Annotated in this window: 19 protein-coding genes; 14 read left to right on the top strand and 5 right to left on the bottom strand. The window is 72.9% G+C overall.

What is annotated here, in order from left to right:
* Positions 1 to 130: 130 nt before the first annotated feature.
* The 4 genes from JOD49_RS09680 to JOD49_RS09665 form a co-directional block, all read right to left on the bottom strand.
* Positions 131 to 1369 carry an AI-2E family transporter gene (locus JOD49_RS09680; RefSeq protein WP_205306997.1) on the bottom strand — a complete coding sequence of 413 codons (1239 nt, stop codon included), beginning with the start codon at positions 1367 to 1369 and terminating at the stop codon, positions 131 to 133.
* Positions 1370 to 1425: 56 nt separating this feature from the next.
* Positions 1426 to 2673, bottom strand: a complete 1248-nt coding sequence (locus JOD49_RS09675; protein ID WP_205306996.1) for a diacylglycerol/lipid kinase family protein — start codon at positions 2671 to 2673, stop codon at positions 1426 to 1428.
* Positions 2674 to 2844: 171 nt separating this feature from the next.
* Positions 2845 to 4707 (bottom strand): ABC transporter ATP-binding protein, encoded by a 1863-nt coding sequence (locus JOD49_RS09670; RefSeq protein ID WP_307822473.1) that lies wholly within the window; start codon positions 4705 to 4707, stop codon positions 2845 to 2847.
* On the bottom strand, positions 4704 to 6467 hold the full coding sequence (locus JOD49_RS09665) for an ABC transporter transmembrane domain-containing protein (protein WP_205306995.1): 1764 nt from the start codon (positions 6465 to 6467) through the stop codon (positions 4704 to 4706). Before JOD49_RS09665 ends, JOD49_RS09670 begins: the two co-directional genes overlap by 4 nt.
* A gap of 55 nt (positions 6468 to 6522) precedes the next feature.
* On the opposite strand from JOD49_RS09665, the gene JOD49_RS09660 reads away from it, so the two are divergent.
* From JOD49_RS09660 to JOD49_RS09615, 10 genes are all read left to right on the top strand, one after another.
* Entirely contained in the window at positions 6523 to 7518 is a 996-nt protein-coding gene (locus JOD49_RS09660; RefSeq protein WP_205306994.1) for a helix-turn-helix domain-containing protein, read from the top strand.
* 99 nt (positions 7519 to 7617) lie between these two features.
* Positions 7618 to 8610, top strand: coding sequence for an ABC transporter substrate-binding protein (locus JOD49_RS09655; RefSeq protein ID WP_205306993.1), 993 nt, complete (start codon positions 7618 to 7620; stop codon positions 8608 to 8610).
* A 154-nt stretch (positions 8611 to 8764) separates the two neighbouring features.
* A complete protein-coding gene (locus JOD49_RS09650; protein ID WP_205306992.1) occupies positions 8765 to 9757 on the top strand; it encodes an ABC transporter substrate-binding protein in 993 nt (330 codons plus the stop codon).
* Positions 9757 to 10632, top strand: coding sequence for a siderophore-interacting protein (locus JOD49_RS09645; RefSeq protein ID WP_205308907.1), 876 nt, complete (start codon positions 9757 to 9759; stop codon positions 10630 to 10632). Before JOD49_RS09650 ends, JOD49_RS09645 begins: the two co-directional genes overlap by 1 nt.
* A gap of 1 nt (position 10633) precedes the next feature.
* Entirely contained in the window at positions 10634 to 11737 is a 1104-nt protein-coding gene (locus JOD49_RS09640; protein ID WP_205306991.1) for an iron chelate uptake ABC transporter family permease subunit, read from the top strand.
* A gap of 119 nt (positions 11738 to 11856) precedes the next feature.
* Positions 11857 to 12873 carry an iron-enterobactin ABC transporter permease gene (fepG, locus tag JOD49_RS09635; protein ID WP_307822685.1) on the top strand — a complete coding sequence of 339 codons (1017 nt, stop codon included), beginning with the start codon at positions 11857 to 11859 and terminating at the stop codon, positions 12871 to 12873.
* 53 nt (positions 12874 to 12926) lie between these two features.
* Positions 12927 to 13832: an ABC transporter ATP-binding protein gene (locus JOD49_RS09630; RefSeq protein WP_205306990.1), complete on the top strand. Its 906-nt coding sequence runs from the start codon at positions 12927 to 12929 to the stop codon at positions 13830 to 13832.
* Between the two features lie 73 nt (positions 13833 to 13905).
* Positions 13906 to 15225 carry a serine--tRNA ligase gene (gene serS / locus JOD49_RS09625; RefSeq protein ID WP_205306989.1) on the top strand — a complete coding sequence of 440 codons (1320 nt, stop codon included), beginning with the start codon at positions 13906 to 13908 and terminating at the stop codon, positions 15223 to 15225.
* Complete coding sequence (locus tag JOD49_RS09620; RefSeq protein ID WP_307822472.1) at positions 15222 to 16163, top strand: HAD family hydrolase; 942 nt, start codon at positions 15222 to 15224, stop codon at positions 16161 to 16163. Before serS ends, JOD49_RS09620 begins: the two co-directional genes overlap by 4 nt.
* 105 nt (positions 16164 to 16268) lie before the next feature.
* Positions 16269 to 16715 (top strand): GNAT family N-acetyltransferase, encoded by a 447-nt coding sequence (locus JOD49_RS09615; RefSeq protein ID WP_205306988.1) that lies wholly within the window; start codon positions 16269 to 16271, stop codon positions 16713 to 16715.
* Positions 16716 to 16793: 78 nt separating this feature from the next.
* On the opposite strand, the gene map is transcribed toward JOD49_RS09615, so the two are convergent.
* On the bottom strand, positions 16794 to 17576 hold the full coding sequence (map, locus tag JOD49_RS09610; RefSeq protein WP_205306987.1) for a type I methionyl aminopeptidase: 783 nt from the start codon (positions 17574 to 17576) through the stop codon (positions 16794 to 16796).
* Between the two features lie 228 nt (positions 17577 to 17804).
* Between map and JOD49_RS09605 the strand changes: the two genes are divergently transcribed.
* The 4 genes from JOD49_RS09605 (at position 17805) to JOD49_RS09590 (ending at position 22593) form a co-directional block, all read left to right on the top strand.
* On the top strand, positions 17805 to 18812 hold the full coding sequence (locus tag JOD49_RS09605) for a LacI family DNA-binding transcriptional regulator (protein ID WP_205306986.1): 1008 nt from the start codon (positions 17805 to 17807) through the stop codon (positions 18810 to 18812).
* A 287-nt stretch (positions 18813 to 19099) separates the two neighbouring features.
* Positions 19100 to 20488, top strand: coding sequence for an ABC transporter substrate-binding protein (locus JOD49_RS09600; protein ID WP_205306985.1), 1389 nt, complete (start codon positions 19100 to 19102; stop codon positions 20486 to 20488).
* Between the two features lie 180 nt (positions 20489 to 20668).
* Positions 20669 to 21658, top strand: a complete 990-nt coding sequence (locus JOD49_RS09595; RefSeq protein ID WP_205306984.1) for a carbohydrate ABC transporter permease — start codon at positions 20669 to 20671, stop codon at positions 21656 to 21658.
* Positions 21655 to 22593, top strand: coding sequence for a carbohydrate ABC transporter permease (locus JOD49_RS09590; RefSeq protein ID WP_205306983.1), 939 nt, complete (start codon positions 21655 to 21657; stop codon positions 22591 to 22593). The genes JOD49_RS09595 and JOD49_RS09590 overlap by 4 nt, the downstream gene beginning before the upstream one ends.
* Positions 22594 to 22852: the final 259 nt, after the last annotated feature.

The following is a 22852-nucleotide window of genomic DNA, read 5'->3' as shown; positions in this document are numbered from 1 at the left end:
GCGTATCCGGGGGCCCGCTCGACCAGCGGGTCGGGCACTGTTCCTCCACGAGGTCGGCTCATCGGGAGGCCGGCCGGTCGGGAGATCGGCCTGCTGGGACGTCGGCCCGCGACCCGAGACGGGCCACGGGTCAGGAGCCGGCGGAGGCCCGTGGTCCGTCGTCGGGGCCCCCGGGGGACGAGCCGTCCGCGGGACGGCCGGGTGCCGCGTCCTCGGGGTTCGGCGGGGTGTCGGTGCCCTCGGCAGGGGTGCCGCCCGGTCCGTCGGCGTCGGGCCGCTCCTCGCCGGGGGCCTCGGGAGGCTCCGCGCGGGGCGCCGCCGACGTGTCCCCCGACAGGTACCGCAACCAGCCGGAACCCGGGTCGCCCTCGATGACGAGCGCCCGGGTGAGCAGGGTCAGCGGGATCGCCAGGATCGCGCCCAGCGGGCCGATGACGAGCGTCCAGAACACGACCGAGAAGAAGCTCAGCGTGAGGCTCAGGTTCACGGCGTCGGCCACGAACTTGGGCTGCACCAGGACCTGCAGGACCACGTTCACGACGCAGTAGACGGCGACCACGCCCAGGGCGAGCGGCCAACCGCCCACCACGAGCGCCATGACCGCCGGCGGGACCAGGCCGAGCACGAACCCGATGTTGGGGACGAAGTTCGTGACGAACGCCAGGATCGCCCAGACGGCAGGCGCGGGGACGCCCATCCACCACAGGGCGACCCCGTCGATCACCGCGACGACTGCGCCGAACGACGCGTTGACCACGAAGTAGCGTCGGACGCCCGAGTTGTACGCGGTGATGCGGTCGAGGGTCGCGGGACGCTGCAGCCCGAAGCGCGAACGGGCGTCCTGGTAGCGGGTCGCGTCGGCCGCCATGAAGATCACGTAGGCGAGCACGAAGAAGAAGGCCGTCAGGACCGACATGGCGGTCCCCCCGATCGTCGCGGCGAAGCCCGCGAGGGTGCTCGGGTCGAGCCACGACGCCACGGCGTCCGTGACCTGCCCCTCGACGCCGAACGACTCGAGCCACGTCGTCGCCTGCTCGACCATGGTCGACAGGTCGTCGAGGTACTGCCCCACGAGGCTCGCGAACTGCACCCCCGCGAACGCCAGCAGCGCCGCGAGCGCGCCCAGGATCAGGTAGGCGACGACGATCGTCGCGGTGGTGGCCGCCCAGCGGGACCAGCCGCGACGCTGCAGCGGGGCCCGGACCGGTTGCACGATGATGACGACGACCGCCGCGAGCGCCAGCGGCCCGAAGAGCCCCCGCGCGACGTAGACACCGGCGAGGACGATGACCGCGGCGGCGAGGCTGAGCAGGGTGCGGGTCGACGGCGCGAGGCCCGGGGGTCGAGGGGCGTCCTGCAGTGCGGTCATCTGGTGGTGCTCCTCGGTGGTGAAGTGCGGGCGTCAGGTCGAATGATGCCTGCCGGTCAGGCGGTCCGCACGACCAACCCACCCGGCTCTACCCAGGTCTCGAGCTCGACGGCCCGGCCCAGGAGGTCGCCGTCCACCTGCGCCTGCTCGCCGCCCTCGACGCGGACCCGGACGCGCTTGGCGCGCGCGTGGTCGATCCGGCCGATCTTCGCGGGCAGGTCGTTGCGCACGCCGAACCCCTGCATGACGACGTCGCCGAAGAGCTGGGCCCAGCCGACGACACCGCCGCGCGTGTCGATCGCGGCGACGTCGAGGATGCCGTCGTCCAGCACCGCGTCCGGGAGCAGCGTGATACCGCCGGGCAGCTTGCCGCAGTTGCCCACCAGGAGCGTGCGGAGCTTGGCGGTGACCGGGGGGGAGTCGTCGAGCTGGATGGTCGCGCGCAGGCGGCGGCCGTGCAGGTGCCGGATGCCCGCGACGAAGTACGCGACCCAGCCGACCCTGGCCTTGAGCGTCGCGTCGGCGTCGGCGACCATCGCGGCGTCGAACCCGAGGCCCGCGATCACGAGGAAGATGTGCGCGGTCCGGGTGTCCTGCTCGGGGAGGACGTCCTGCGACGTGTCGTTCGCGGTGGACGTCCCGGTCCCCGCGCCGGCCTCGTCCGCCCCGCCGGTCCCGGGGAGGTTGCCGGGGGACTCGTCGCCTGCCGTGCCCGCTCCCGGGGTGCCGGACCGTGCGGGGTCGTGCGCGGCGCCGTCGGGCTGCGCGAACTCCAGGACGCGCGCCCACCCGACGTCGATCACGCGGTCCGCGCCCGCGACGACGATGCGCAGGGCCTCGTCCGGGTCGGTGATGGGCAGGTCGAGGTTGCGGGCGAGGAGGTTTCCCGTGCCGAGCGGCACGAGGCCCATGGGCTTGCCCGTGCCGACCATGCCCTCGGCGACGGCCCGGACCGTGCCGTCGCCGCCGACCGCGACGACGATGTCGGCGCCGCGGGCGAGAGCCTCACGGGTCTGCCCCACGCCCGGGTCCTCGATCGTGGTCTCGAGCCACAGGGGTTCGGGCAGGTCGGCGTCGGCGCACACGCGCCGGACCGTCCGTTCGAGGTTCGCGACCGCGGGCTTGGAGGGGTTCGCGACGAACGCGATGAGCTGACCGACGTCCTCCGCGAGGGCCTCGGTCACCGCGAGCGGCGGGTCGAGGCGTCGTCGGCGGCGCTGCTGCGACCAGACCGTCATCGCGACGGTGAGCGCGACGGCGGAGATGGCGACCGCCGCGACCCCCAACCACATCTCCCAACCCATGTCCGACACGGTAGCGCCCGGGGTGCGGGCGGTGACGTCCGAGCCCGTCGAAGGTGACGTACCCGACTGCCGGCGGTGACGGGCCCGCCCACCGAGGGGCGCGCGGTGGGCCCCCGCCCCTCGCCCCGTCGGCGCCTGTCGGTCCCTCGGGCGCTCCGGCCCCGAGGCGGGTCATCCTCGGCGGTCGGCCGTCCCCCGCTCCCAGGCCGCCCAGAGCCGCGCGTACTGGCCGCCGGCGTCGCGCAGCTCGTCGTGCGTCCCCGACTCGACGATCCGCCCGGCCTCCATGACGACCACGCGGTCGGCCGCCTGGGCCTGGCTCAGCCGGTGGGCGATGACGAGCGCGGTCCGCCCGGACAGTGCCGCACGGGCGGCACGGTCGAGGGTCGCGGCACCGTCGGTCCCGACCTCGGCGGTCGCCTCGTCCAGCACGACGACGGCCGGGTCGAGGAGCAGGACCCGTGCGAGGGCGAGCTGCTGCGCACGGTCGGGCGACAGGTCGAGACCGCCCGCACCGACGACCGTGGCGAGGCCGTCGGGCAGGTCCCACACCCAGTGCGCCTCGACCGCGTCGAGGGCCGCGGCGAGCTCGGCGTCGCTCGCGTCGGGGGCCGCGAGCCGCAGGTCCTCGGCGAGCGTCCCGCTGAACACGTGGACCTCCTGGCTCACCATCGCGGCGCCGGACCGGGGGGCGTCGGTGTCGGCGCCGTCCCTGGCCCGACGGCGTCGCCCCGGGACCTCGCCCAGCACGTGCAGGGCGCCGCGCGTGGGGCGGTGGATGCCCATCGCGAGCTTCGCGACCGAGGTCTTGCCGGCCCCCGACGCGCCGACGAGTGCGACGTGCTCGCCCTCGGCGATGTTGAGGTCCACGTCCGTGACGACGTCGCGCCCCGGGGAGTAGGCGAAGGTCACGCCCCGGAGCGCGACGGCGGAGCGTGTCTGCCGGGAGGTGGCCGCAGGGCCGGGGTCACCCTGGGCGGAGCGCCGGTCATCCTCGGCGGTCCCTGGCGTCGCCGTCGCCGTCGTCACGCCCACGAGGCGCGCGAGGCCCGCGCCCGCCTTCTGGATCTCGTCGAACTCGCCGAGCACCGTCCCGATGGGCCCGAAGAGCCGGTGGAAGTACAGCGCGGCCGCGGTCGCGGCCCCCACGGTCACGGCGTCGCCCGAGACGAGCCAGAAGCCCACGGCCAGCACGGCGGCGAGGCCGACGAGCTCGGCGATGTTGAGCCGGTTGTAGAACCGGGTGAGCAGCCCGATCCCGGTCAGGGACAGGTCGATCGCCCGCAGCGACGACTGCGCGACGAGCGCCTCGTGCCGGTCGCCGTGCCCGAGCGTCGTGACGGTCGTCGCACCCGCGACGGTCTCGATGACCTGCTCGGTGCGCTGCGCCTCGGCGACGCGCACCTGCCGGTACACGGGGCCCGAGCGGCGCAGGAACCAGCGCAGCGACACGACCTGCAGGGGCGCGGCGGCGACCGCGGCGAGCGCGAAGCGCCAGTCCAGGGCGCCGAGACCCACCAGCGTCAGGACGATCGTGAACGCGGCCGACGTGACCGCGGGCAGCACGCCCGAGATCGCCTCGCTCACGGCGTCGACGTCCCCCGAGACGCGCGCGACGACGTCGCCGACGCCTGCCTTCTCGACCTGCTCGAGCGGCAGGTCGAGGGCGCTCGCGAGGACGTCCTCGCGGAGGTCGGCGAGCGCCCCCTCGCAGATCCGGGCGAGCAGGGTCTGGCCCAGGTAGCCGAGCGCCGCGCTCAGCACGCCGGCCCCGAGGAGCAGCAGCCCGTAGCGCACGAGGTCGGAGACCTCGCCGCCCTCGACCACGACGTTGACCAGGACCCCGAGCAGTGCCGGGGTCGCGAGGCCCGCGACCGACCCGGCCAGGAGCACCGCGACGGTCCCGGCGAACAGCCACCGTCGCCGCGTGAGCATGCGCCACAGGGTCGCGTTGGTCGCTGTGGTCGAGGCGACGGGCAGGATCTCGTGCGCCGGGTGGGTGCGGTCCGCCCCGGTCGCGGTGGCGGCGCTCACGAGGCGACCAGCTCGGCGTCGGAGCCGCGCGCGCCGGGCACGGCGGCACGGGCGGCGTCGCCGGTTCGGCTCGCGCTCGCCGCCACCACCACGTGGTCGCACACCGCGAGCAGCGTCGGGCTGGTCGTGACGAGCAGCAGCGCCCGGTCGGGGAGCTCGCGGAGCCCCGCGGCGATCCGGGCCTCGGTCACGGTGTCGACGGCGGTCGTCGGGTCGTGCAGCACGAGGACGGGTTCGGGGCGGTGCAGCGCCCGGCCGAGGACGAGGCGTTGGCGCTGTCCGCCGGACAGGTGCTGGCCACGGCCCGTCAGGTGCGTGTCGAGGCCGTCGGGCAGGTGCCCGAGCACCTCGGTCGTCCCGGACGCGTCGAGGGCGCGCGGGTCGAGCGGCGTGTCGGGCGCGAGGTTGTCGCGCACGGTCGTGCTGAACAGCGTCGCGTCGTGCCGGGCCGCGAAGACGAGGGTGCGTCCGGTCGCGGGGTCGAGCGTCGAGAGGTCGGTCCCGTCGACGACGACAGCCCCGGGCGGGGCGGGTGCGCGGCACCCGAGGACGTCGACGAGCGCGGCCGCGTCTCCGGCGTCGGGCACGACGACGCCCACGACCTGGCCGCGGCGGACCGTGACGGGCCCGAGCGCGGAGCCGCCGAAGGTTCCGGCGAGGGTCAGCGAGGCGCCCGAGGGCGTCGCGGCGGCCACGCCCGTGTCCACAGGCCGGGCCGCGGCGCTGTGGACGGTCGGCTCGCCGAGCAGGCGGAGCAGGCGGCGGGCGGACGCCCGCTTCTGCGCGAGCTCGACGCCCAGGAACCCGGTCCGGGACATGGGCTCCTGGACGAACTGCGCGAGCCCCACGACGGCGACGAGCTCACCCACGGTGATCTGCCCGGCGAGCGCCATGCGGCCTGCGAACAGCGCGACCGCCGCGAGGAAGACCACCGAGAGCACCTCGCTGACGGCCTGGTACGCGGCGCGGGAGCGGACGGCGCGCAACGCGGCCGCGAGGGAGCCGCGGCTCGCGCGGCGGTAGCGGTCGGCGGCGGCCTGCTCCGCGCCCAGGCCCTTGAGGACGCGCAGGCCCGTGACGAGGTCGGTCGCGAGGCCGCCCGCGCGCGCCGCGGTCTCCTGCTCGGCCTCGCTGCGGGCTTCGAGCGGCACCGACAGCCGGTGCATGACGAGCAGCATCACGGGGGTCGCCACGAGGACCGCGACGCCGAGCGGGACGGAGACGAGCAGGAGGCTCACGGCCGTCGTGCCGATCGCGGCGAGCGCGCCGAGCTGTCCGGTGACGAGCCAGGCGATCCCCGCGACCCGGTTCGTGTCGGAGGACGCGATGGTCAGGGTCTCGCCCGCGGCGCGGCGCCGGGCCATGCCGCGCGGGTCGAGGACGCGCTCGACGGTGAGCTGGCGCAGGTCGTGCGCGGCGAACGAGAACGCGCGGACGGTCGAGCGCATGCCGATGCGCCACGCCATGGTCAGGACGAGGAAGACCGCGGCGAGGACGCCGAGCCACAGCCCGAGCGCCGCGCCGTCGCGCGGCATGATCGCGCGGTCCACGACGACACCGATCAGCACGGGGACGAGCGCCTCGGCGACCTGGTGGACCATGAAGCTGCTCGCGCCCGCGGTCAGCAGGAGCCAGCGGCGGTTGCCCGCCAGGACGAGGCGGAAGATGCCGCCGACGGTCGTCGGTGCTGCGTCGCCTGCCGTCGGCGGGGGAGGAGAGCCCGGCTCCGGGCGTGCGGGACGGCGAGATCGGAGGGGCATGCTTGCTAAGGTAATGCTTACCTTCGTGAGCCGATGTGGGATAGCCTGCCGGATCATGTCGCTCATCGGCCAGGAACTCTCCGCCCCCCTCGTGCCCGTCCGGTTCCCGGGTGCTGGTCACGAGACCACGGGCGACCCGCGCGACTCCGACGTCGCCGAGGCCGCCGCGCTCCTGGCGGCCGCGCGCGAGGTCCGGTCCGTGTCGACGTCGCACTTCCCGCCCAGCACCCCGGGCCTGTGGCCCGTGCACGTCCACGCGTTCCACGAGCTGCTCTGGGGCACGCAGGGCGTGCTGACCGTCGAGACCGAGCACGGCTTCTTCGCGGTCCCGCCGACGATCGGCCTGTGGATCCCGGCGGGGGTCGCGCACGCGGTCCAGACCGCCGGGGGCACGGGCTTCTACTGCACGTACGTGGACGCGGACGTGTCGGCGTCGCCCGCGCCACCGGCGTCCGGCGAGGCGCTCGCGGACGACCCCTTCGTCGCGGTCCTCGACCGTGCGCACCGCACCACGGCGGTCTCGGTGCCGCCCGCGGCGCGCGAGCTCATGGTCCACCTGTCGCAGCGCGACATGGCCCCGGCGGCCCGACGGCGCAGCGAGCGTGTGGTCGTCGACCTCCTGTCTCCCGTGGACGTCACGCCCATGGTGCTGCCCATGCCCTCGGACGCGCGCCTGGCGTCGGTCGCCAGGCGCCTGCTGGACGACCCCGCCGACACGCGTTCGCTCGAGGCGTGGGCGCGCGAGGTGTCGGTGAGCGTGCGCAACTTCTCCCGGCTGTTCCACCGGGAGACGGGCATGACCTTCGCGCAGTGGCGGATCCACGCGCGGGTCCGGGTCGCGATCGGGTTGCTCGCGGGCGGGATGCCGGTGGGGACCGTGGGGCGCCGGGTCGGCTACCGGACGCCGAGCGCGTTCGTGCAGTCGTTCCGGCGGGTGCTCGGCCACACGCCGGGCTGGTACGTGGCCTCGGTGAGGGCCGATGCGGAACATCCCCTGGCCGCTGGTGGCGACGATCGGCCCGTCCCGGAGTCGCGAGCCTGGTTAGGGTAGGGATACCTAACCACCTCTGACGGGGACTGTCGCGTCACCGTCCCCTGCCCGGGAGCTTCTGTGACCCTCGTCCTGCCTGCCCGTCCCGACGCATCCGACGTGACGTCCCACGTCGCCGAGCGTCCTCCCGTCGCCGAGGAGCACTGGCAGCGGATCGTCGCGGCGATCACCCGCCGCGACTTCCTGATCGGCGCCGGGGCGCTGACGGTCGCCGGGATCCTCGCCGCGTGCGGCGACGGACAGGCCGGGTCCGGCTCGGCCTCGGGCGGGGAGACCCAGCCGTTCGAGCACGACGGCTACCGCACCGACCTTCCCCTGCACCCCGAGCGCGTCGTCGTCCTCGAGGCCCGCGCGGGACTCGAGTTCGCGCTGCTCGCCGGGCTGCCGATCGTGGCGACCGAGTGGTCCGACGAGAGCCACCTCATGGCGCACCTGCCGCAGGGGGTCGAGCATCTCGGCGGTTCCAACATGGAGCCCAACGCGGAGGCGATCCTGTCCCACTCGCCCGACATGCTCGTCGTCGGCGCGGGATGGTGGAACTTCTACCAGGAGAACGAGCTGCTGGCCGAGGGCATCGCTCCCGTCCTCGTCGTCGGCGACGACGACCCCGACTGGAAGGCGTCGCTGCGTCGCCAGCTCGCCGCGTTCGGCCGCGAGCAGCAGGCGACCGAGGCGATCGACGCCTACGACGCCACGGTCGCGGACGTCGCCGCCGAGATCGCCCCGCTCGTGGCGGGCCGCAAGGTCGTCGTCGCCGGGTGCGACGCGGAGGGGTTCTGGATCCAGGAGCCCGACAGCTTCTGCTCGGGCGTCGCGCGCGACGTCGGCATGGACCTCGTGCTTCCCGAGGCCGGGCAGAGCAACGGCTCGGTGTCGAGGTACTCGTTCGAGAACCTCGACGTCTTCCACGACGCCGACCTGATCGTCCTCCAGAACCCCGACGACCCCGCGGCCACCAACCCCGCGTGGCTGGCAGTGCCCGCCGTCCAGGCGGGCCGCGTCGCCGAGCTCGGCTACGACCGCAACAACGGGCTCGCCCTGACGGCGCAGGTCTTCGCCGAAGACCTGCGCGAGGCCGCGCGCCTGCTCTGACCCTGGGTCGCGGCCCGGCCGACGGCCCGGCCCGGGCCGGCGCCCGGCCCACGCCCGCCCGGCCCACGCACCCGGCCGCGGACCCACCGGTCCCACCCGCCACCCCGACCCATCCGCCGCGGCTCCCGCGGCCCCTCCCGAATCAGGACGTCCCATGACCGCACGCGCCACCCGCACCGCCCGCACCACCCGCTCAGCCCTGCTCGCCGCCTCCGCGGCGACGTTCGCCCTGCTGCTCGGCGCGTGCGCCTCGGGCACCGACGCGGGCTCCGGCGCCGGCTCCGGTGCCGGCGAGGCCGGGACCCGCACGGTCGAGAGCGCGTTCGGCGAGACCACGATCCCGGCCGACCCGCAGGCCGCGCTCGGCGTCTACACGACCGACCTCGACATGCTCATCACGCTCGGCATCCCGCTCGCGGACTCCCAGCCGATCCGCTCGCAGGGGTACACGACCTTCCCGTCGTTCTTCGACCAGAAGGCCCTCGAGGGCATCAAGACGTTCGAGAACTTCCCCGAGTACAACTACGAGGAGATCCTCGCCGCCGAGCCCGACGTGATCCTCAACGGCCTGGGCTACGACGACGAGCTCGTGACCAAGCTCCCCGACATCGCCCCGACGTACAGCTTCAACGGGTTCGACGGCCGCGACTGGCGCGAGAGCTTCGCCGAGGTCGCGAAGGCGTTCGACAAGGTCGCCGAGCACGACGCCTGGACCGCGAGGTACCAGGCCAAGGTCGACGACGTGAAGGCGCGGCTCGCCGCAGCGGGCATCGACCCGGTCGTCGGGCCGGTCGGCTACGGCGAGGGGGACGTCATCGTGTCCTGCTACGGCACGCCGTGCCTCGTCTTCGACGACCTCGGCCTGAAGATCACGCCGCTCGCCGAGGGTGCGGAGGGCACCACGCTCGGCACCGAGCAGCTCGAGCAGCTCGCGGGCATCGACTGGGTCTTCACCTCGACGGCCCCCGACGAGAAGACGGGCGAGCTCACCGACCCGTTCGCCGAGCTCGCGGGCAACGGCCTGTGGACGTCGCTGCCGTTCGTCGCGAACGGGAACATCGCCGTGCACGACCTCGAGATGATCTACGGCTCGCCCAGCGGCCAGTACGCGTTCCTCGAGGTCGTCGAGAAGGCGCTGCTGCCGTGATGCGCATCCACCGCGCCGAGGTCGTGGCCGTCGAGCGCCTGACCGCCGGCATGATCCGGGTCACGCTGGGCGGCGAGGGCCTCGCGGACTTCGAGTCCACGGGCGTCGGCGACGAGTACGTGCGCGTGTTCCTCCCTGCTCCGGGCGAGGCCGAGCCGGTCCTGCCGTTCGCGACCGAGGACTCGTGGGACTACCCCGAGGGCGTGGTGCCCTCGCCCATGCGGACCTACACGATCCGCGCCGTGCCCGCGTCGGGCCTGGTCGTGATCGACTTCGTCGTGCACGACGGGGGAGTCGCCGCGACCTGGGCGCAGCACGCGAAGCCGGGCGACGTCGTCGGGCTGAACTCCCCGCGCGGGCTCTACGACCCGCCCGCGGACCTCGCCTGGCAGATCCTCCTCGCGGACGCGACGGGCCTGCCAGCGGTCGGCCGGCTGATCGAGCAGGCCCCGGCGGGCGTGCGCACGCGCGTCGTCGTCGAGGTGCCCGACGCGGGCCACCGCCAGTCCTTCCCCGTGAACCCCGACGTCGACATCGCGTGGGTCTACGGCGGCAACGGCCACGGCCCGTGCCGGCTCGAGGAGATCCTGCGGAGCATCGACCTGCCCGACGGCGTCGGGTACGTCTGGTTCGCGGGCGAGACCACGGTGCTGCGCGCCGTCCGCAAGTACCTGCGCCACGAGCGCGGCCTGCCGGTCACGGCCTACAAGAGCATCGGGTACTGGACCGCGGGTGCCGAGGAGTGGGAGGAGCGCTGGGAGAACCTCGACCCGAGCGTCAAGGCGTGGATCGACGCCCTGTGGGCGGACGAGGACCGTGACGAGGAAGAGATCACCGACGCGTACTTCGACAAGCTCGAGTCGCTGGGGCTGTGAGATGACGACGACCGAACGCGTCCCCGCACCCACCCAGGACGGCCCGCCACCCGGCGCGGCCCAGGCCGCGAGCACCCCCGACAAGGCGCCCGGGCTCGCCGCGACCAACGCGACGCGGACCGCGTGGCTGCTCGTCGCCGTCGGGGTCCTGGTCGTGATGGTCTTCGTGAGCCTCGCCGTGGGCTCCAAGACGATCCCGCTCGCCGCGGTGTGGTCGGCGCTCGTCGGCGCGCCCGGCGCCGACCCGAACGACGTGGTCATCCTGCGCGACCTGCGCCTGCCCCGCACGGCCCTGGGCCTGCTGGTCGGGGTCGCGCTCGGGCTCTCGGGCGCACTCATCCAGGCGCTGACCCGCAACCCGCTCGCCGACCCCGGCATCCTGGGCGTCAACGCGGGCGCGGGGTTCGCCGTGGTGCTCGGGGTCGCGACGTTCGGCGTCGTCAACATCCAGCAGTACATCTGGTTCGCGTTCCTCGGGGCCATCGTGACGACCGTCGTGGTCTACCTCATCGGTTCGCTCGGGCGCGGGGGAGCGACACCGATCCGCCTCACGCTCGCCGGCATCTCGATCGGCGCCGTGCTGGGCGGGATCTCGTCGGGGATCACGCTGCTCAACCCGCAGGTCTTCGACAAGATGCGCTACTGGGGGGCGGGCACGCTCAGCAACCGTTCGTGGGAGATGGTCGGGACGGTCACGCCGTTCATCCTCGTGGGCGTCGTGCTCGCGGTCGTCGCCGCACGCCCGCTCAACGCGGTCGCGCTCGGCGACGACCTCGCCCGGTCCCTCGGGGCCAGCATCCACCGCACCCGCACGATCGTCGTGATCGCCGTGACCCTCCTGTGCGGGGCCGCGACGGCCGCCGCGGGCCCCATCGGGTTCGTGGGGCTCATGGTCCCGCACGTCGCCCGCTGGATCGTGGGCCCGGACCAGCGGTGGATCCTGTCCTACACGCTCGTCCTGTCGCCCGTCCTGCTCCTGGTGTCCGACGTCGCAGCGCGCCTGGTCCTGCGGCCCGCCGAGCTGCAGGTCGGCATCGTGACCGCGTTCGTCGGCGCCCCGGTCCTCATCTGGCTCGTGCGACGCAGGCAGGTGAGCGGGCTGTGACCGCGCCCGTGCAGACGCCGCGTGCCGAGGACGCCGCGGCTCCCGGGACGCCCCCGGGAGCGACGGGAGGCCCGGGGGCACCGCGCGCCCGCCTCGACTTCGGCCGACCGACCCGCGTCGTGCGCTCGCGCCGCGGACGGTTCTCCGCCCGCCTCGACGTGCGCGCCGCCGTCGTGACCCTCGTGCTCGTGGTGCTCGCCGCGGCCGTGGGCGTCGTCGCGCTCGGGGTCGGCGACTACGCCGTCGCCGTGCCCGACGTGCTGCGCGCCCTCACGGGCGACGCCCCCGAGGTGATCCGCATGGTCGTCGTCGAGTGGCGCCTGCCGCGCGTCCTGCTCGCGATCCTGCTCGGCGGTGCTCTCGGCATGAGCGGCGCGATCTTCCAGTCCCTGACCCGCAACCCCCTCGGCAGCCCGGACATCATCGGGTTCAACACGGGCGCGTACACCGGGGCGCTCGTCGTGATCCTGCTGCTCGGCGGCTCGTACAGCGCGGTCGCCGCCGGGGCCATGATCGGCGGGCTCGCGACCGCGGGCATCGTCTACCTGCTCGCGTACAAGAACGGCGTCCAGGGCTTCCGGCTCATCATCGTCGGCATCGCGATCAGCGCCATGCTCGCGTCGGTCAACACGTGGCTCATCCTCAAGGCCGACCTCGCGCGCGCCATGGCCGCCGCGACCTGGGGAGCGGGCAGCCTCAACGGGCTGTCCTGGACCCAGGTGCTGCCCGTCGTGCTCATCCTCGCGGTCCTCGTGCCGCCCCTGCTCCTCCTGGGGCGACGCATGAACGTCCTCGAGATGGGCGACGACGCCGCGCAGGCCCTCGGCGTCCGCTCCGAACGCACGCGGCTCTCGCTCGTCGTCGTGGGGGTCGCGCTCACCGCGCTCGTCACGGCCGCGGCCGGACCCATCGCGTTCATCTCGCTCGCCGCCCCCCAGCTCGCCCGACGCCTCACGCGCGGCGCGACCGTCGGCCTCGCGTCCTCGGCTGCCATGGGGGCAGCGCTGCTCGCCGCGAGCGACCTCGTCGCGCAGCGCGCGTTCGCGCCCACGCAGCTCCCCGTGGGCGTCGTGACCGTCAGCATCGGCGGCTGCTACCTCGTGTGGCTGCTCGCCCGGGAGGCGAGGCGCCAGTGAGCACCCGGACCCGCACGGCCCCGACCAGCCCCACCCCTCCCGAGGAGACGGCGATGACCGCCACGACCACGACGCCGGCGACCCCGGCGCACCCGGCGACCACGACCCCGGCCGACGCGCCCGCGGGGAGCCTCGCCGTCGGGCCGGCTGTGCCTGGTGCGCCGGGCGAGCCCGGTGAACCCCGGCTGCGCGCCGAGGGCCTCAGCATCGGGTACCACGAGCGCATCGTGTCCCAGGGGCTCGACGTCGCGATCCCCGACCGGTCCTTCACCGTGATCGTCGGGCCCAACGCGTGCGGCAAGTCGACGCTGCTGCGGGCCCTGTCGCGGCTGCTCACCCCGAGCGCGGGGCAGGTCGTGCTCGACGGGAAGACCATCACGTCCTACAAGGCCAAGGAGGTCGCGCGGCGGCTCGGGCTCCTGCCCCAGACGTCGATCGCGCCCGACGGGATCACGGTCGCGGACCTGGTGGCCCGCGGCCGCTACCCGCACCAGAAGCTCCTGCGGCAGTGGTCGCGCGAGGACGAGGACGCCGTCGTGCGGGCGCTCGCGGCCACGCAGGTCACGCCGCTGTCGGCCCGGCCCGTCGACGAGCTGTCCGGTGGGCAGCGCCAGCGCGTGTGGGTGTCGATGGTGCTCGCGCAGGAGACCGAGCTGCTGCTGCTCGACGAGCCCACGACGTTCCTCGACATCGCGCACCAGATCGAGCTGCTCGAGCTGTTCGGCGACCTCAACCGCGAGGGCCGCACGCTCGTCGCGGTGCTGCACGACCTCAACCACGCCTGCCGCTACGCGACGCACCTCGTCGCGATGAAGGACGGGGCCGTGGTCGCGCAGGGGGCGCCGGGCGAGATCGTGACGGCCGAGCTGGTCGAGGAGGTGTTCGGGCTGCGCTGCACGATCATCGACGACCCGGTCACGGGGACGCCGCTCGTGATCCCGCTGGGGCGCCGAGGGTGAGCAGTCCGCCCGCAGCACCTGCCGTCGGCGGGCCCCGTGCCGCGCTCCTCTGCGCGTTGGATACCCTCTAGTGGTGATCGATCTTCGACTTCTGCGCGACAACCCCGACGTCGTCCGCGCCAGCCAGGTGGCTCGCGGCGACGACCCCGCCCTCGTGGACCAGGCGCTGGACGCCGACTCCCGCCGTCGCAGCGCGCTGACGGACTTCGAGCAGATGCGTGCCGAGCAGAAGTCCCTGGGCAAGAAGGTCGCGCAGGCCAAGGGCGAGGAGAAGACCGCCCTGCTCGCGCACACCAAGCAGCTCGCGGAAGGCGTCAAGGCGCGTCAGAAGGACGCCGACGACGCCGAGGCCCAGCTCAAGACGATCCTGTACAAGATCTCGAACGTGATCGAGGGTGCGCCCCCCGGCGGCGAGGACGACTACGTCGTGCTCCGCGAGGAGGGCACCATCCGCGACTTCGCGGCCGAGGGCTTCACGCCCCGCGACCACCTCGAGCTGGGCGAGGGCCTGCGCGCGATCGACACCGAGCGCGGCGCCAAGGTGTCGGGCGCCCGCTTCTACTACCTGACCGGGGTCGGGGCGCGCCTCGAGCTCGCGCTGCTCAACGCGGCCATGGACCAGGCGATCCAGGCGGGCTTCACACCTGTCATCACGCCCACGCTCGTGCGCCCCGAGATCATGCAGGGCACGGGCTTCCTGGGCGAGCACGCGGACGAGATCTACCGTCTCGAGGCCGACGACCTGTACCTCGTCGGCACGAGCGAGGTCGCGCTCGCGGGCTACCACTCGGGCGAGATCCTCGACCTGTCGGACGGCCCCAAGCGCTACGCGGGCTGGAGCGCGTGCTACCGCCGCGAGGCCGGCTCGTACGGCAAGGACACGCGCGGCATCATCCGCGTGCACCAGTTCCACAAGGTCGAGATGTTCAGCTACATCGACCCGGCCGAGGCCGAGGCCGAGCACCAGCGTCTCCTGGGCTGGGAGGAGGCCATGCTGCGCGCGTGCGAGCTGCCGTACCGCGTGATCGACACCGCGGCGGGCGACCTCGGGTCGAGCGCCGCGCGCAAGTTCGACTGCGAGGCCTGGCTGCCCACGCAGGAGCGCTACCTCGAGCTGACCTCGACCTCGAACTGCACCACGTTCCAGGCCCGCCGCCTGGGCGTGCGCGAGCGTGTCGAGGTCGACGGCAAGTCCGAGACCCGCACGGTCGCGACGCTCAACGGCACGCTGGGCACGACGCGCTGGATCGTCGCGATCCTCGAGAACCACCAGCAGCCCGACGGCTCGGTCCGCGTCCCGGAGGGCCTGCGGCCCTACCTGGGCGGGCTCGAGGTCCTGGAGCCCGTGGTCGCGTCGGGCTCGTCGAAGGGCACGTCGAGGGGCGCAGAGTGACGGGCCCTTCGCAGGCTGCCACGAGCACCCCCCGGCCCGACGACGTCGCTCCCGCAGGCGCGTCGTCCCGCCCGGGCGAGGTGGCGCCGTCGGGCACGGACGCCCGGTCCGACGCGGCCGGTGCCGCCCACCCGGCCCGTCCGGGGCAGGGGCCGCTGCTCGTCGCGCTCGACATCGACGGCACGATCCTGAGCCACGACGACGTCCTGAGCGACGGCGTCGCGGACGCGATCGCGGCCGTGCGCGCAGCGGGGCACCACGTGCTGCTCTCGTCGGGCCGGTCGCTCATCGCGGTGCTGCCCATCGCCGAGCGCCTGGGGCTCGCCGAGGGGTACATGGTGTGCTCGAACGGCGCCGTGACGGCCCGCTTCGACGACGCGTCGCCCACGGGCTACGTGGTCGACGAGATGATCACGTTCAACCCGGAGAACGCGCTGCGCCTGCTGCGCGACCAGCTCCCCGACGCGCTGTTCGCGGTCGAGGACGTCGGGATCGGCTTCCGCATGAACGACCTCTTCCCGCACGGCGAGCTCGACGGCGTGCACGACGTGGTCGACTTCGAGGAGCTGTGGTCGGGCGAGGTCACGCGTGTCGTGGTGCGCAACCCGGGGTCGACGAGCGAGGAGTTCAGCGCGCTGGCCGGGTCCCTGGGGCTGAGTGACGTCACGTACGCGGTGGGTTGGACCGCGTGGATGGACATCGCGCCGCTCGGCGTGACCAAGGCGAGCGCCCTCGAGCGCGTGCGCGGCCTGCTGGGCGTGGCGCCGGGCGCGACCGTGGCCGTGGGCGACGGCAGCAACGACATCGACATGCTGCGCTGGGCGGGTCGCGGGGTGGCCATGGGCCACGCCGAGCCCGAGGTCAAGGCGGCGGCGGACGAGGTCACGGGCAGCATCGACGAGGCCGGTGCGGTCGCGGTGCTGCGCAGCCTGGTCTGAGGCGCGGGAGCCGGCGTCGAGAGAGAGGGCTTGCGTCGAGATGGCGGGCTACGGACCTCTACCTCGACGGCAGCCCTCTACCTCGTGTGCCGCTAGGCTGCGCGCGTGGACGCAGCAGACCCGGCCCCCGTCGTCCGACGGGCGACGGCCGACGACCTCGATGCCGTCTGGCCGCTCGCGCGGGACTTCGCGACGTCGTTCACGCCGCGCAGGGAGCCCTTCGAGACGACGTTCGGTGCGCTGCTGACGGTCCCCGACGCCCTGCTGCTGGTCGTGGCGAGGGCGAGCGACGTCGTCGGGTACCTGCTGGCGCACCGGCACCGGACGTTCCTCGCCGACGCGCCCGTCGTCTGGGTCGAGGAGGTCGCGGTCGACGCGGAGCTGCGCGGTCAGGGGCTGGGCCGCGAGCTCATGACGGCGGCAGCGCAGTGGGCTGCGGACTCGGGTGCGGCGTACGTCGCGCTCGCGAGCAGACGGTCGGGCGACTTCTACCGCGCGCTCGGCTACGAGGACTCGGCGACGTTCTACAAGAAGCCGGTCGCGCCGAGGTAGAGGGCTTGCGTCGAGGTAGAGGGCTGCAGGCCTCTACCTCGACGGTTGCCCTCTACCTCGCGGCCCCGGGGCCACGCGTCAGTCGCGCGCCGTCAGGACGAGCGGGCCGTCCTCCGTGATCGCGACGGTGTGCTCCGAGTGGGCGCCGCGCGAGCCGTCGGCGCTGCGCAGGGTCCACCCGTCGGGGTCGGTGAAGATCTCGTCGGTCGTCTCGAGGAACCACGGCTCGATCGCGATGACCAGGCCGGGCTTGAGCGGGAAGCCGCGGCCCTTGCGTCCGTCGTTGGGCACGTGCGGGTCGCCGTGCATGGTGCGGCCCACGCCGTGACCGCCGAAGTCGGTGTTGATCCGGTAGCCGGCCCCGTGCCCGACGGCTGCGATGGCCGCCGAGATGTCACCGACCTTGTTGCCCGGCTGCGCGGCCGCGATGCCTGCGGCGAGGGCGTCCTGGGTCGCGACGATGAGCTTCTGGTCCGCGGCGCCACGGTCGCCCGCGCGCGGGGTCCCGACGACGAACGACACGGCGCTGTCCGAGACCCAGCCGTCGACCGACGCCGCGAAGTCGAGGCTCAGCAGGTCGCCGTCCTGGAGGCGGTAGTCGAACGGCAGACCGTGCAGGACGGCGTCGTTGACCGACGTGCAGATGACCTTGCCGAACGGGCTCGCGCCGAACGACGGGTGGTAGTCGATGTAGCAGGACTCGGCACCGCGGTCCTTGATCATCCGGTGCGCGAGAGCGTCGAGCTCGAGCAGGTTGACGCCGACCTTCGCGGCCGCGCCGACCTGCGTGAGGACGTCCGCGACGAAGCGGCCCGCCGGGCGCATCTGCTCGATCTCGGCGGGGGTCCTCAGCTCGATCATGGTGTTCCTCTCGGTGCGTGCTCGGGTGTGCCGGTTCCACCGCGGGGTTCCGCGGGGCTCACCGACCTGTTCCCAGGGTGTCACGTGCGGGTGCCCCGGGCGCAACCGTGAGTCTCCCCGGGATCGCCGCCGGGCGCCCTCGGGGTGGCCTCCGGGCGTGCCGATCACCCTCGCCTCGCCCGCACCGTGAATCGCTTCTGCTCCGTGGACGGGGGACAATCGCTCCTCGTGGCAGGAATTGACGACGTAGCGCAAGCAGCCGGGGTATCGACGGCGACGGTCTCGCGCGCGCTGCGGGGGCTGCCGAACGTGTCGGCCTCGACGCGGGCGCGCGTGCGGGCCGAGGCCGAGCGGCTGGGGTACGTCCCGTCGCCGTCGGCGGCCTCGCTCGCGACCGGGCGGACCCGGACGATCGGCGTGATCACGCCGTGGGTGAACCGGTGGTTCTTCGCGAACGTCATCGAGGGCGCGGAGCGCGCGCTGCGCTCGGTGGGCTACGACGTGCTGCTCTACACGTTCGAGGTCGACGACGGGCGTCCGCGCCGCAAGGTCGACCCGACGGTCCTGCGGCGCCGTGTCGACGGCACGCTCGTCGTCGGGCTCCCGCTCGAGGACGACGAGGTGGCCTCGCTCGTGGCGCTGGGGACGCCCCTGGCCTTCGTGGGTTCGGGGCCGGCGGACCAGGTGACGGTCCGCCTCGACGACGTGCGGACCGGTTCGCTCGCGACCCGCCACCTGCTGGACCTGGGGCACCGGGTGGTCGGGCACATCACGGGTCAGCCGGACCTGGTCTCGTCCTGGTCGCCGCCGGTCGAGCGGTCGACGGGGTACGAGCGCGCGCTCCGGAAGGCGGGGATCGACCCGTCACCGGACCTCGTGGTGAACGGCGGGTTCGACGTCGCGGGGGGACGGTCCTCGACCAAGTCGCTGCTGCGGAGGCGCCCCGACATCACGGCGATCTTCGCGGCGTCGGACGAGATGGCCATGGGCGCGATCCTCGCGGCGCGCGACCTGGGGCTGGACGTGCCGGGCGACCTGTCGGTGATCGGGGTCGACGGGCACGACCTGGGGGAGCTCGTCGGGCTGACGACGATCGGGCAGGACGCCTACCAGCAGGGCGCGGACGCGTCGATGCTCCTCATGGAGATGATCAACGGCGCCCCCGTGCCCGACAGCCTGACGTACCCGACGCACCTGGTCCGTCGCTCGTCGACGTCGCAGCCGCGACGTCGGTGATCCGGTCGGTGATCCGGTCGCACTGAGCACGGTTCGCTCGGGTCGGCCACGGTTCTCGGCGCGCTGACGGGCTTCCGCAGGTCACCAGCGGTGGGAGCGCGACCACCGTGAGCGGTTGCAAGGCGTCATGAGTAACGGAATCGTTACTCGCGAACGGGCCTCCTGCGCTTGCGCAACAGCGATGTAAACGCTTGCATGGCAAGTGGGGCGGTCGAGTCGAGGACGACGGACCGCGACACCCGCGGGCCGACCGCGATGTCAGCACCACAACGCTGTGGAGGAATGTCATGACCAGAAGCACCCTGTCACCCAAGCGCCGTGCCCTCGCGGCCGTCGCCGGCGGAGCAAGTCTCGCGCTCGTGCTCACCGCCTGCGGCGGTAGCGGAGGAGGCGACGAGACGTCCGGCTCGTCCGGCGAGGCGTCCAGCATCGACTGCGCCCCCTACGAGGAGTTCGGCGACCTCGACGGCACGTCCGTCAACGTCTACACCTCGATCGTCGACCCGGAGGCACAGACCCAGAAGGACTCCTACAAGCCGTTCGAGGACTGCACGGGCGTGACGATCGACTACGAGGGCTCCCGCGAGTTCGAGGCCCAGCTCCTCGTCCGCGTCAAGGCGGGCAACGCACCTGACATCGCCTACCTGCCGCAGCCCGGCCTCCTCCAGACGATCGTGCAGGACACCGGCACCATCGTCCCGGCGCCGGACGCGACCGTGAAGAACGTCGACGAGAACTGGGAGGCCTCCTGGAAGGACTACGGCACGGTCGACGGCGTCTTCTACGCCGCCCCGCTCGGCGCCAACGTCAAGTCGTACGTCTGGTACTCGCCCGCCGTGTTCGAGGACAGCGGCTACGAGGTCCCCGAGACGTGGGACGACCTCATGGCGCTGTCTGCCCAGTACTCCGAGGACAACGACGGGGCCCTCCCGTGGTGCGCAGGAGTCGAGTCCGGTGACGCGACCGGCTGGCCGGGCACCGACTTCGTCGAGGACATGATGCTGCGCACCGCAGGTCCGGACGTCTACGACCAGTGGTACAAGCACGAGATCCCCTTCAACGACCCCCAGGTCGTCACGGCGTTCGACGCCGCCGGCGAGGTCCTCAAGGACCCGGCCATGGTCAACGCAGGCCTCGGCGGGGTCGACTCGATCGCCACGACCCCGTGGACCGACGCGGGCTTCGGTCTGCTCGACGGGACGTGCTTCCTGCACCGCGCCGCGAACTTCTACCAGACGCAGTTCCCCGAGGGCACGGACGTGTCGAAGGACGGCGACGTCTTCGCGTTCTACCTGCCCACCAACCAGACCGACATCAAGCCCGTCGAGGTGGGCGGCGAGTTCGTCGCCGCGTTCAACGACCGCCCCGAGGTCCAGGCCTTCCAGACGTACCTGTCGAGCGCCGAGTGGGCCAACGCCAAGGCAAAGGCCACGCCCGACGGCGGGTGGGTCAGCGCCAACAAGGGGCTCGACCCGGAGAACCTCTCGACCGAGTTCGACAAGCTCTCGGCCGACATCCTCGCCGACCCGTTGACCGTCAGCCGCTTCGACGCCTCCGACCTGATGCCGGGCGCCGTGGGCGCCGGGACGTTCTGGACCGGGATCGTCAACTGGCTCACCGGGGCCAGCACCCAGGAGGTCGTCGACCAGATCGAGGCGTCCTGGCCCGCCTCCTGACCGAGGACGCCAGCAACGAGGCGTGAGGAGCCGGGGCCCGTCGTCCACGCGACGGGCCCCGGCTCAGCACGTCCCCGCAGGCGACCGAGCATCAGCGCAGCACCCCGCCCGCCGGACCACGACCGCGGGTGACCGAACCGCCCCAGCCCGCCGACGCCGTCGGGCAGACCGGAGGCCCTCATGGACTTCTTCACCACACCGGAGACCACCGCCGAGAAGCTCGGCCTGATGGTCTTCGCGATGCTCCTCTTCGTCGTCGTGATGGGGGGCCTGCTCTTCGCCGTCGACAAGCCCAAACGTGTCCCGCGGTGGGTCGTGGTCCTCTGCTTCCTCGGGCCGGCCGTCCTCCTGGTGATCTTCGGCCTCGTCTATCCCGGGATCCTGACCATCCTCTCGTCGTTCAAGAACAAGACCGGGGCCGAGTGGGTCGGTCTCGACAACTACGTCACGGCGTTCACGACCGACCAGTTCCAGATCGTGCTGCGCAACACCGCGATCTGGGTCATCCTCGTGCCGATCGTCTCGACGTTCATCGGCCTCGTGTACGCGGTGCTCGTCGACCGCACCCGGTTCGAGAAGGTCGCCAAGGGCCTGATCTTCCTGCCCATGGCGATCTCCATGGTGGGCGCCTCGATCATCTGGAAGTTCGTCTACGAGTACCGCCCCGACCAGGCGAACATCCAGCAGACCGGCCTGCTCAACCAGCTCCTCGTGTGGATCGGCATCCCCCCGCAGCAGTTCCTCATCAACCAGCCGACCAACACGCTGTTCCTCATCGTCGTCATGATCTGGATCCAGACCGGGTTCGCGATGACGATCCTGTCGGCCGCGATCAAGGCCATCCCCGACGACATCGTCGAGGCCGCGCGTCTCGACGGGCTCCACGGCATCGGGATGTTCCGCTACATCACCGTGCCCAGCATCCGACCCGCGCTCGTCGTCGTCGTCACGACCATCGCCATGGGCACCCTCAAGGTCTTCGACATCGTCCGGACCATGACGGGCGGCCAGTTCGGGACGTCGGTCGTGGCGAACGAGTTCTACACGCAGAGCTTCCGCCAGTCCAACGAAGGGCTGGGAGCCGCGCTCGCGGTCATCCTGTTCGTCCTCGTCATCCCGATCGTGGTCTACAACGTCCGCCAGCTCCGCCTCTCCGAGGAGGTCCGATGACCGCCGTCCCGCCCACGCTGCCTGCTTCCGTCGACGCGGAGGCGTCGAAGGACATCCAGCGCGTCGGCAAGCTCTCGCGCGCCGAACGACGAGCGATCGCCGTCAAGGGCAGGCTCAGCTCCCCGTGGGCGTCGGGCCTCGCGATCATCATCGCGATCCTGTGGACGATCCCGTCGGTCGGCCTGCTCGTCACGTCGTTCCGGCCCGCCCTCGACATCCGCCGCTCCGGCTGGTGGACCACGCTCAGCGACCCCCAGTTCACGCTCGACAACTACAACGACGTCCTCTTCGGGTCCGCCGACCTCGCGTCGTTCTTCGTCAACTCGATCGTCATCACGCTCCCGGCGGTCGTCATCCCCATCTCGATCGCGCTGCTGGCCGCCTACGCGTTCGCGTGGATCGACTTCAAGGGACGCAACCTGCTGTTCGTCGCGGTGTTCGCGCTGCAGATCGTGCCGATCCAGATCACGCTCATCCCGCTCCTGTCGGCCTACGTCGACGCCGACATCAACGGCACGTTCTGGACCGTGTGGCTGTCCCACTCGATCTTCGCGCTGCCCCTCGCGATCTTCCTCCTGCACAACTTCATGAAGGAGATCCCGGCGTCCCTCATCGAGGCCGCGCGCATGGACGGCGCAGGGCACGTCAAGATCTTCTTCCAGGTCCTCATGCCGCTGCTCGTGCCCGCGATCGCGTCGTTCGCGATCTTCCAGTTCCTGTGGGTGTGGAACGACCTCCTCGTCGGCCTCACGTTCGCCAACCAGGACTCGCGCCCGCTCACGGTCGCGGTCGCCGACCTCGCCGGGACGCGCGGCAACGCCTGGCACCTGCTGACGGCGGGCGCGTTCGTGTCGATGATCGTGCCGCTCATCGTGTTCCTGGCGCTGCAGCGGTACTTCGTCCGGGGCCTCCTGGCGGGTTCCGTCAAGGGGTGAGTTACCTGCTCCGCCGTCGGGCGGGGTCGCTCGCACGGCCTTCCATCCGGCCCCTCGTCCCTCGGGGCCTCCCGCCAGGCCCGGCCACGGCCGTGCGAGCGACCCCGCCCGACGGCTGTGGGTTCCCCGCCCTGGTGCCGTGGTGGGCTCATGGGGGTGATGGTGCGGGTGGGGGCTCCTGGCGTGGGCGGGGTGGTGTCCGTCGCCCGACGGCGGTGCTCGGCTCCGGTCGGTGCGTCGCTCGCGGCGTGGGTGGCGT

Origin of the sequence: Oerskovia jenensis, assembly GCF_016907235.1 — a bacterium.
Taxonomy (GTDB): domain Bacteria; phylum Actinomycetota; class Actinomycetes; order Actinomycetales; family Cellulomonadaceae; genus Oerskovia; species Oerskovia jenensis.
Note: the sequence above shows the minus strand (reverse complement) of the source record. Positions and strands in the feature narration are given on the sequence as shown.

Bases quoted from the DNA above. Each gene is read 5' to 3' on its own strand.
- JOD49_RS09645 (WP_205308907.1), top strand. From the start codon at position 9,757: ATGCGCATCCACCGCGCCGAGGTCGTGGCCGTCGAGCGCCTGACCGCC.
- map (WP_205306987.1), bottom strand. From the start codon at position 17,576: ATGATCGAGCTGAGGACCCCCGCCGAGATCGAGCAGATGCGCCCGGCG.
- JOD49_RS09640 (WP_205306991.1), top strand. From the start codon at position 10,634: ATGACGACGACCGAACGCGTCCCCGCACCCACCCAGGACGGCCCGCCA.
- JOD49_RS09590 (WP_205306983.1), top strand. From the start codon at position 21,655: ATGACCGCCGTCCCGCCCACGCTGCCTGCTTCCGTCGACGCGGAGGCG.
- JOD49_RS09675 (WP_205306996.1), bottom strand. From the start codon at position 2,673: ATGGGTTGGGAGATGTGGTTGGGGGTCGCGGCGGTCGCCATCTCCGCC.
- JOD49_RS09600 (WP_205306985.1), top strand. From the start codon at position 19,100: ATGACCAGAAGCACCCTGTCACCCAAGCGCCGTGCCCTCGCGGCCGTC.
- JOD49_RS09660 (WP_205306994.1), top strand. From the start codon at position 6,523: ATGTCGCTCATCGGCCAGGAACTCTCCGCCCCCCTCGTGCCCGTCCGG.
- JOD49_RS09650 (WP_205306992.1), top strand. From the start codon at position 8,765: ATGACCGCACGCGCCACCCGCACCGCCCGCACCACCCGCTCAGCCCTG.
- JOD49_RS09630 (WP_205306990.1), top strand. From the start codon at position 12,927: ATGACCGCCACGACCACGACGCCGGCGACCCCGGCGCACCCGGCGACC.
- JOD49_RS09595 (WP_205306984.1), top strand. From the start codon at position 20,669: ATGGACTTCTTCACCACACCGGAGACCACCGCCGAGAAGCTCGGCCTG.
- JOD49_RS09665 (WP_205306995.1), bottom strand. From the start codon at position 6,467: ATGCCCCTCCGATCTCGCCGTCCCGCACGCCCGGAGCCGGGCTCTCCT.
- JOD49_RS09680 (WP_205306997.1), bottom strand. From the start codon at position 1,369: ATGACCGCACTGCAGGACGCCCCTCGACCCCCGGGCCTCGCGCCGTCG.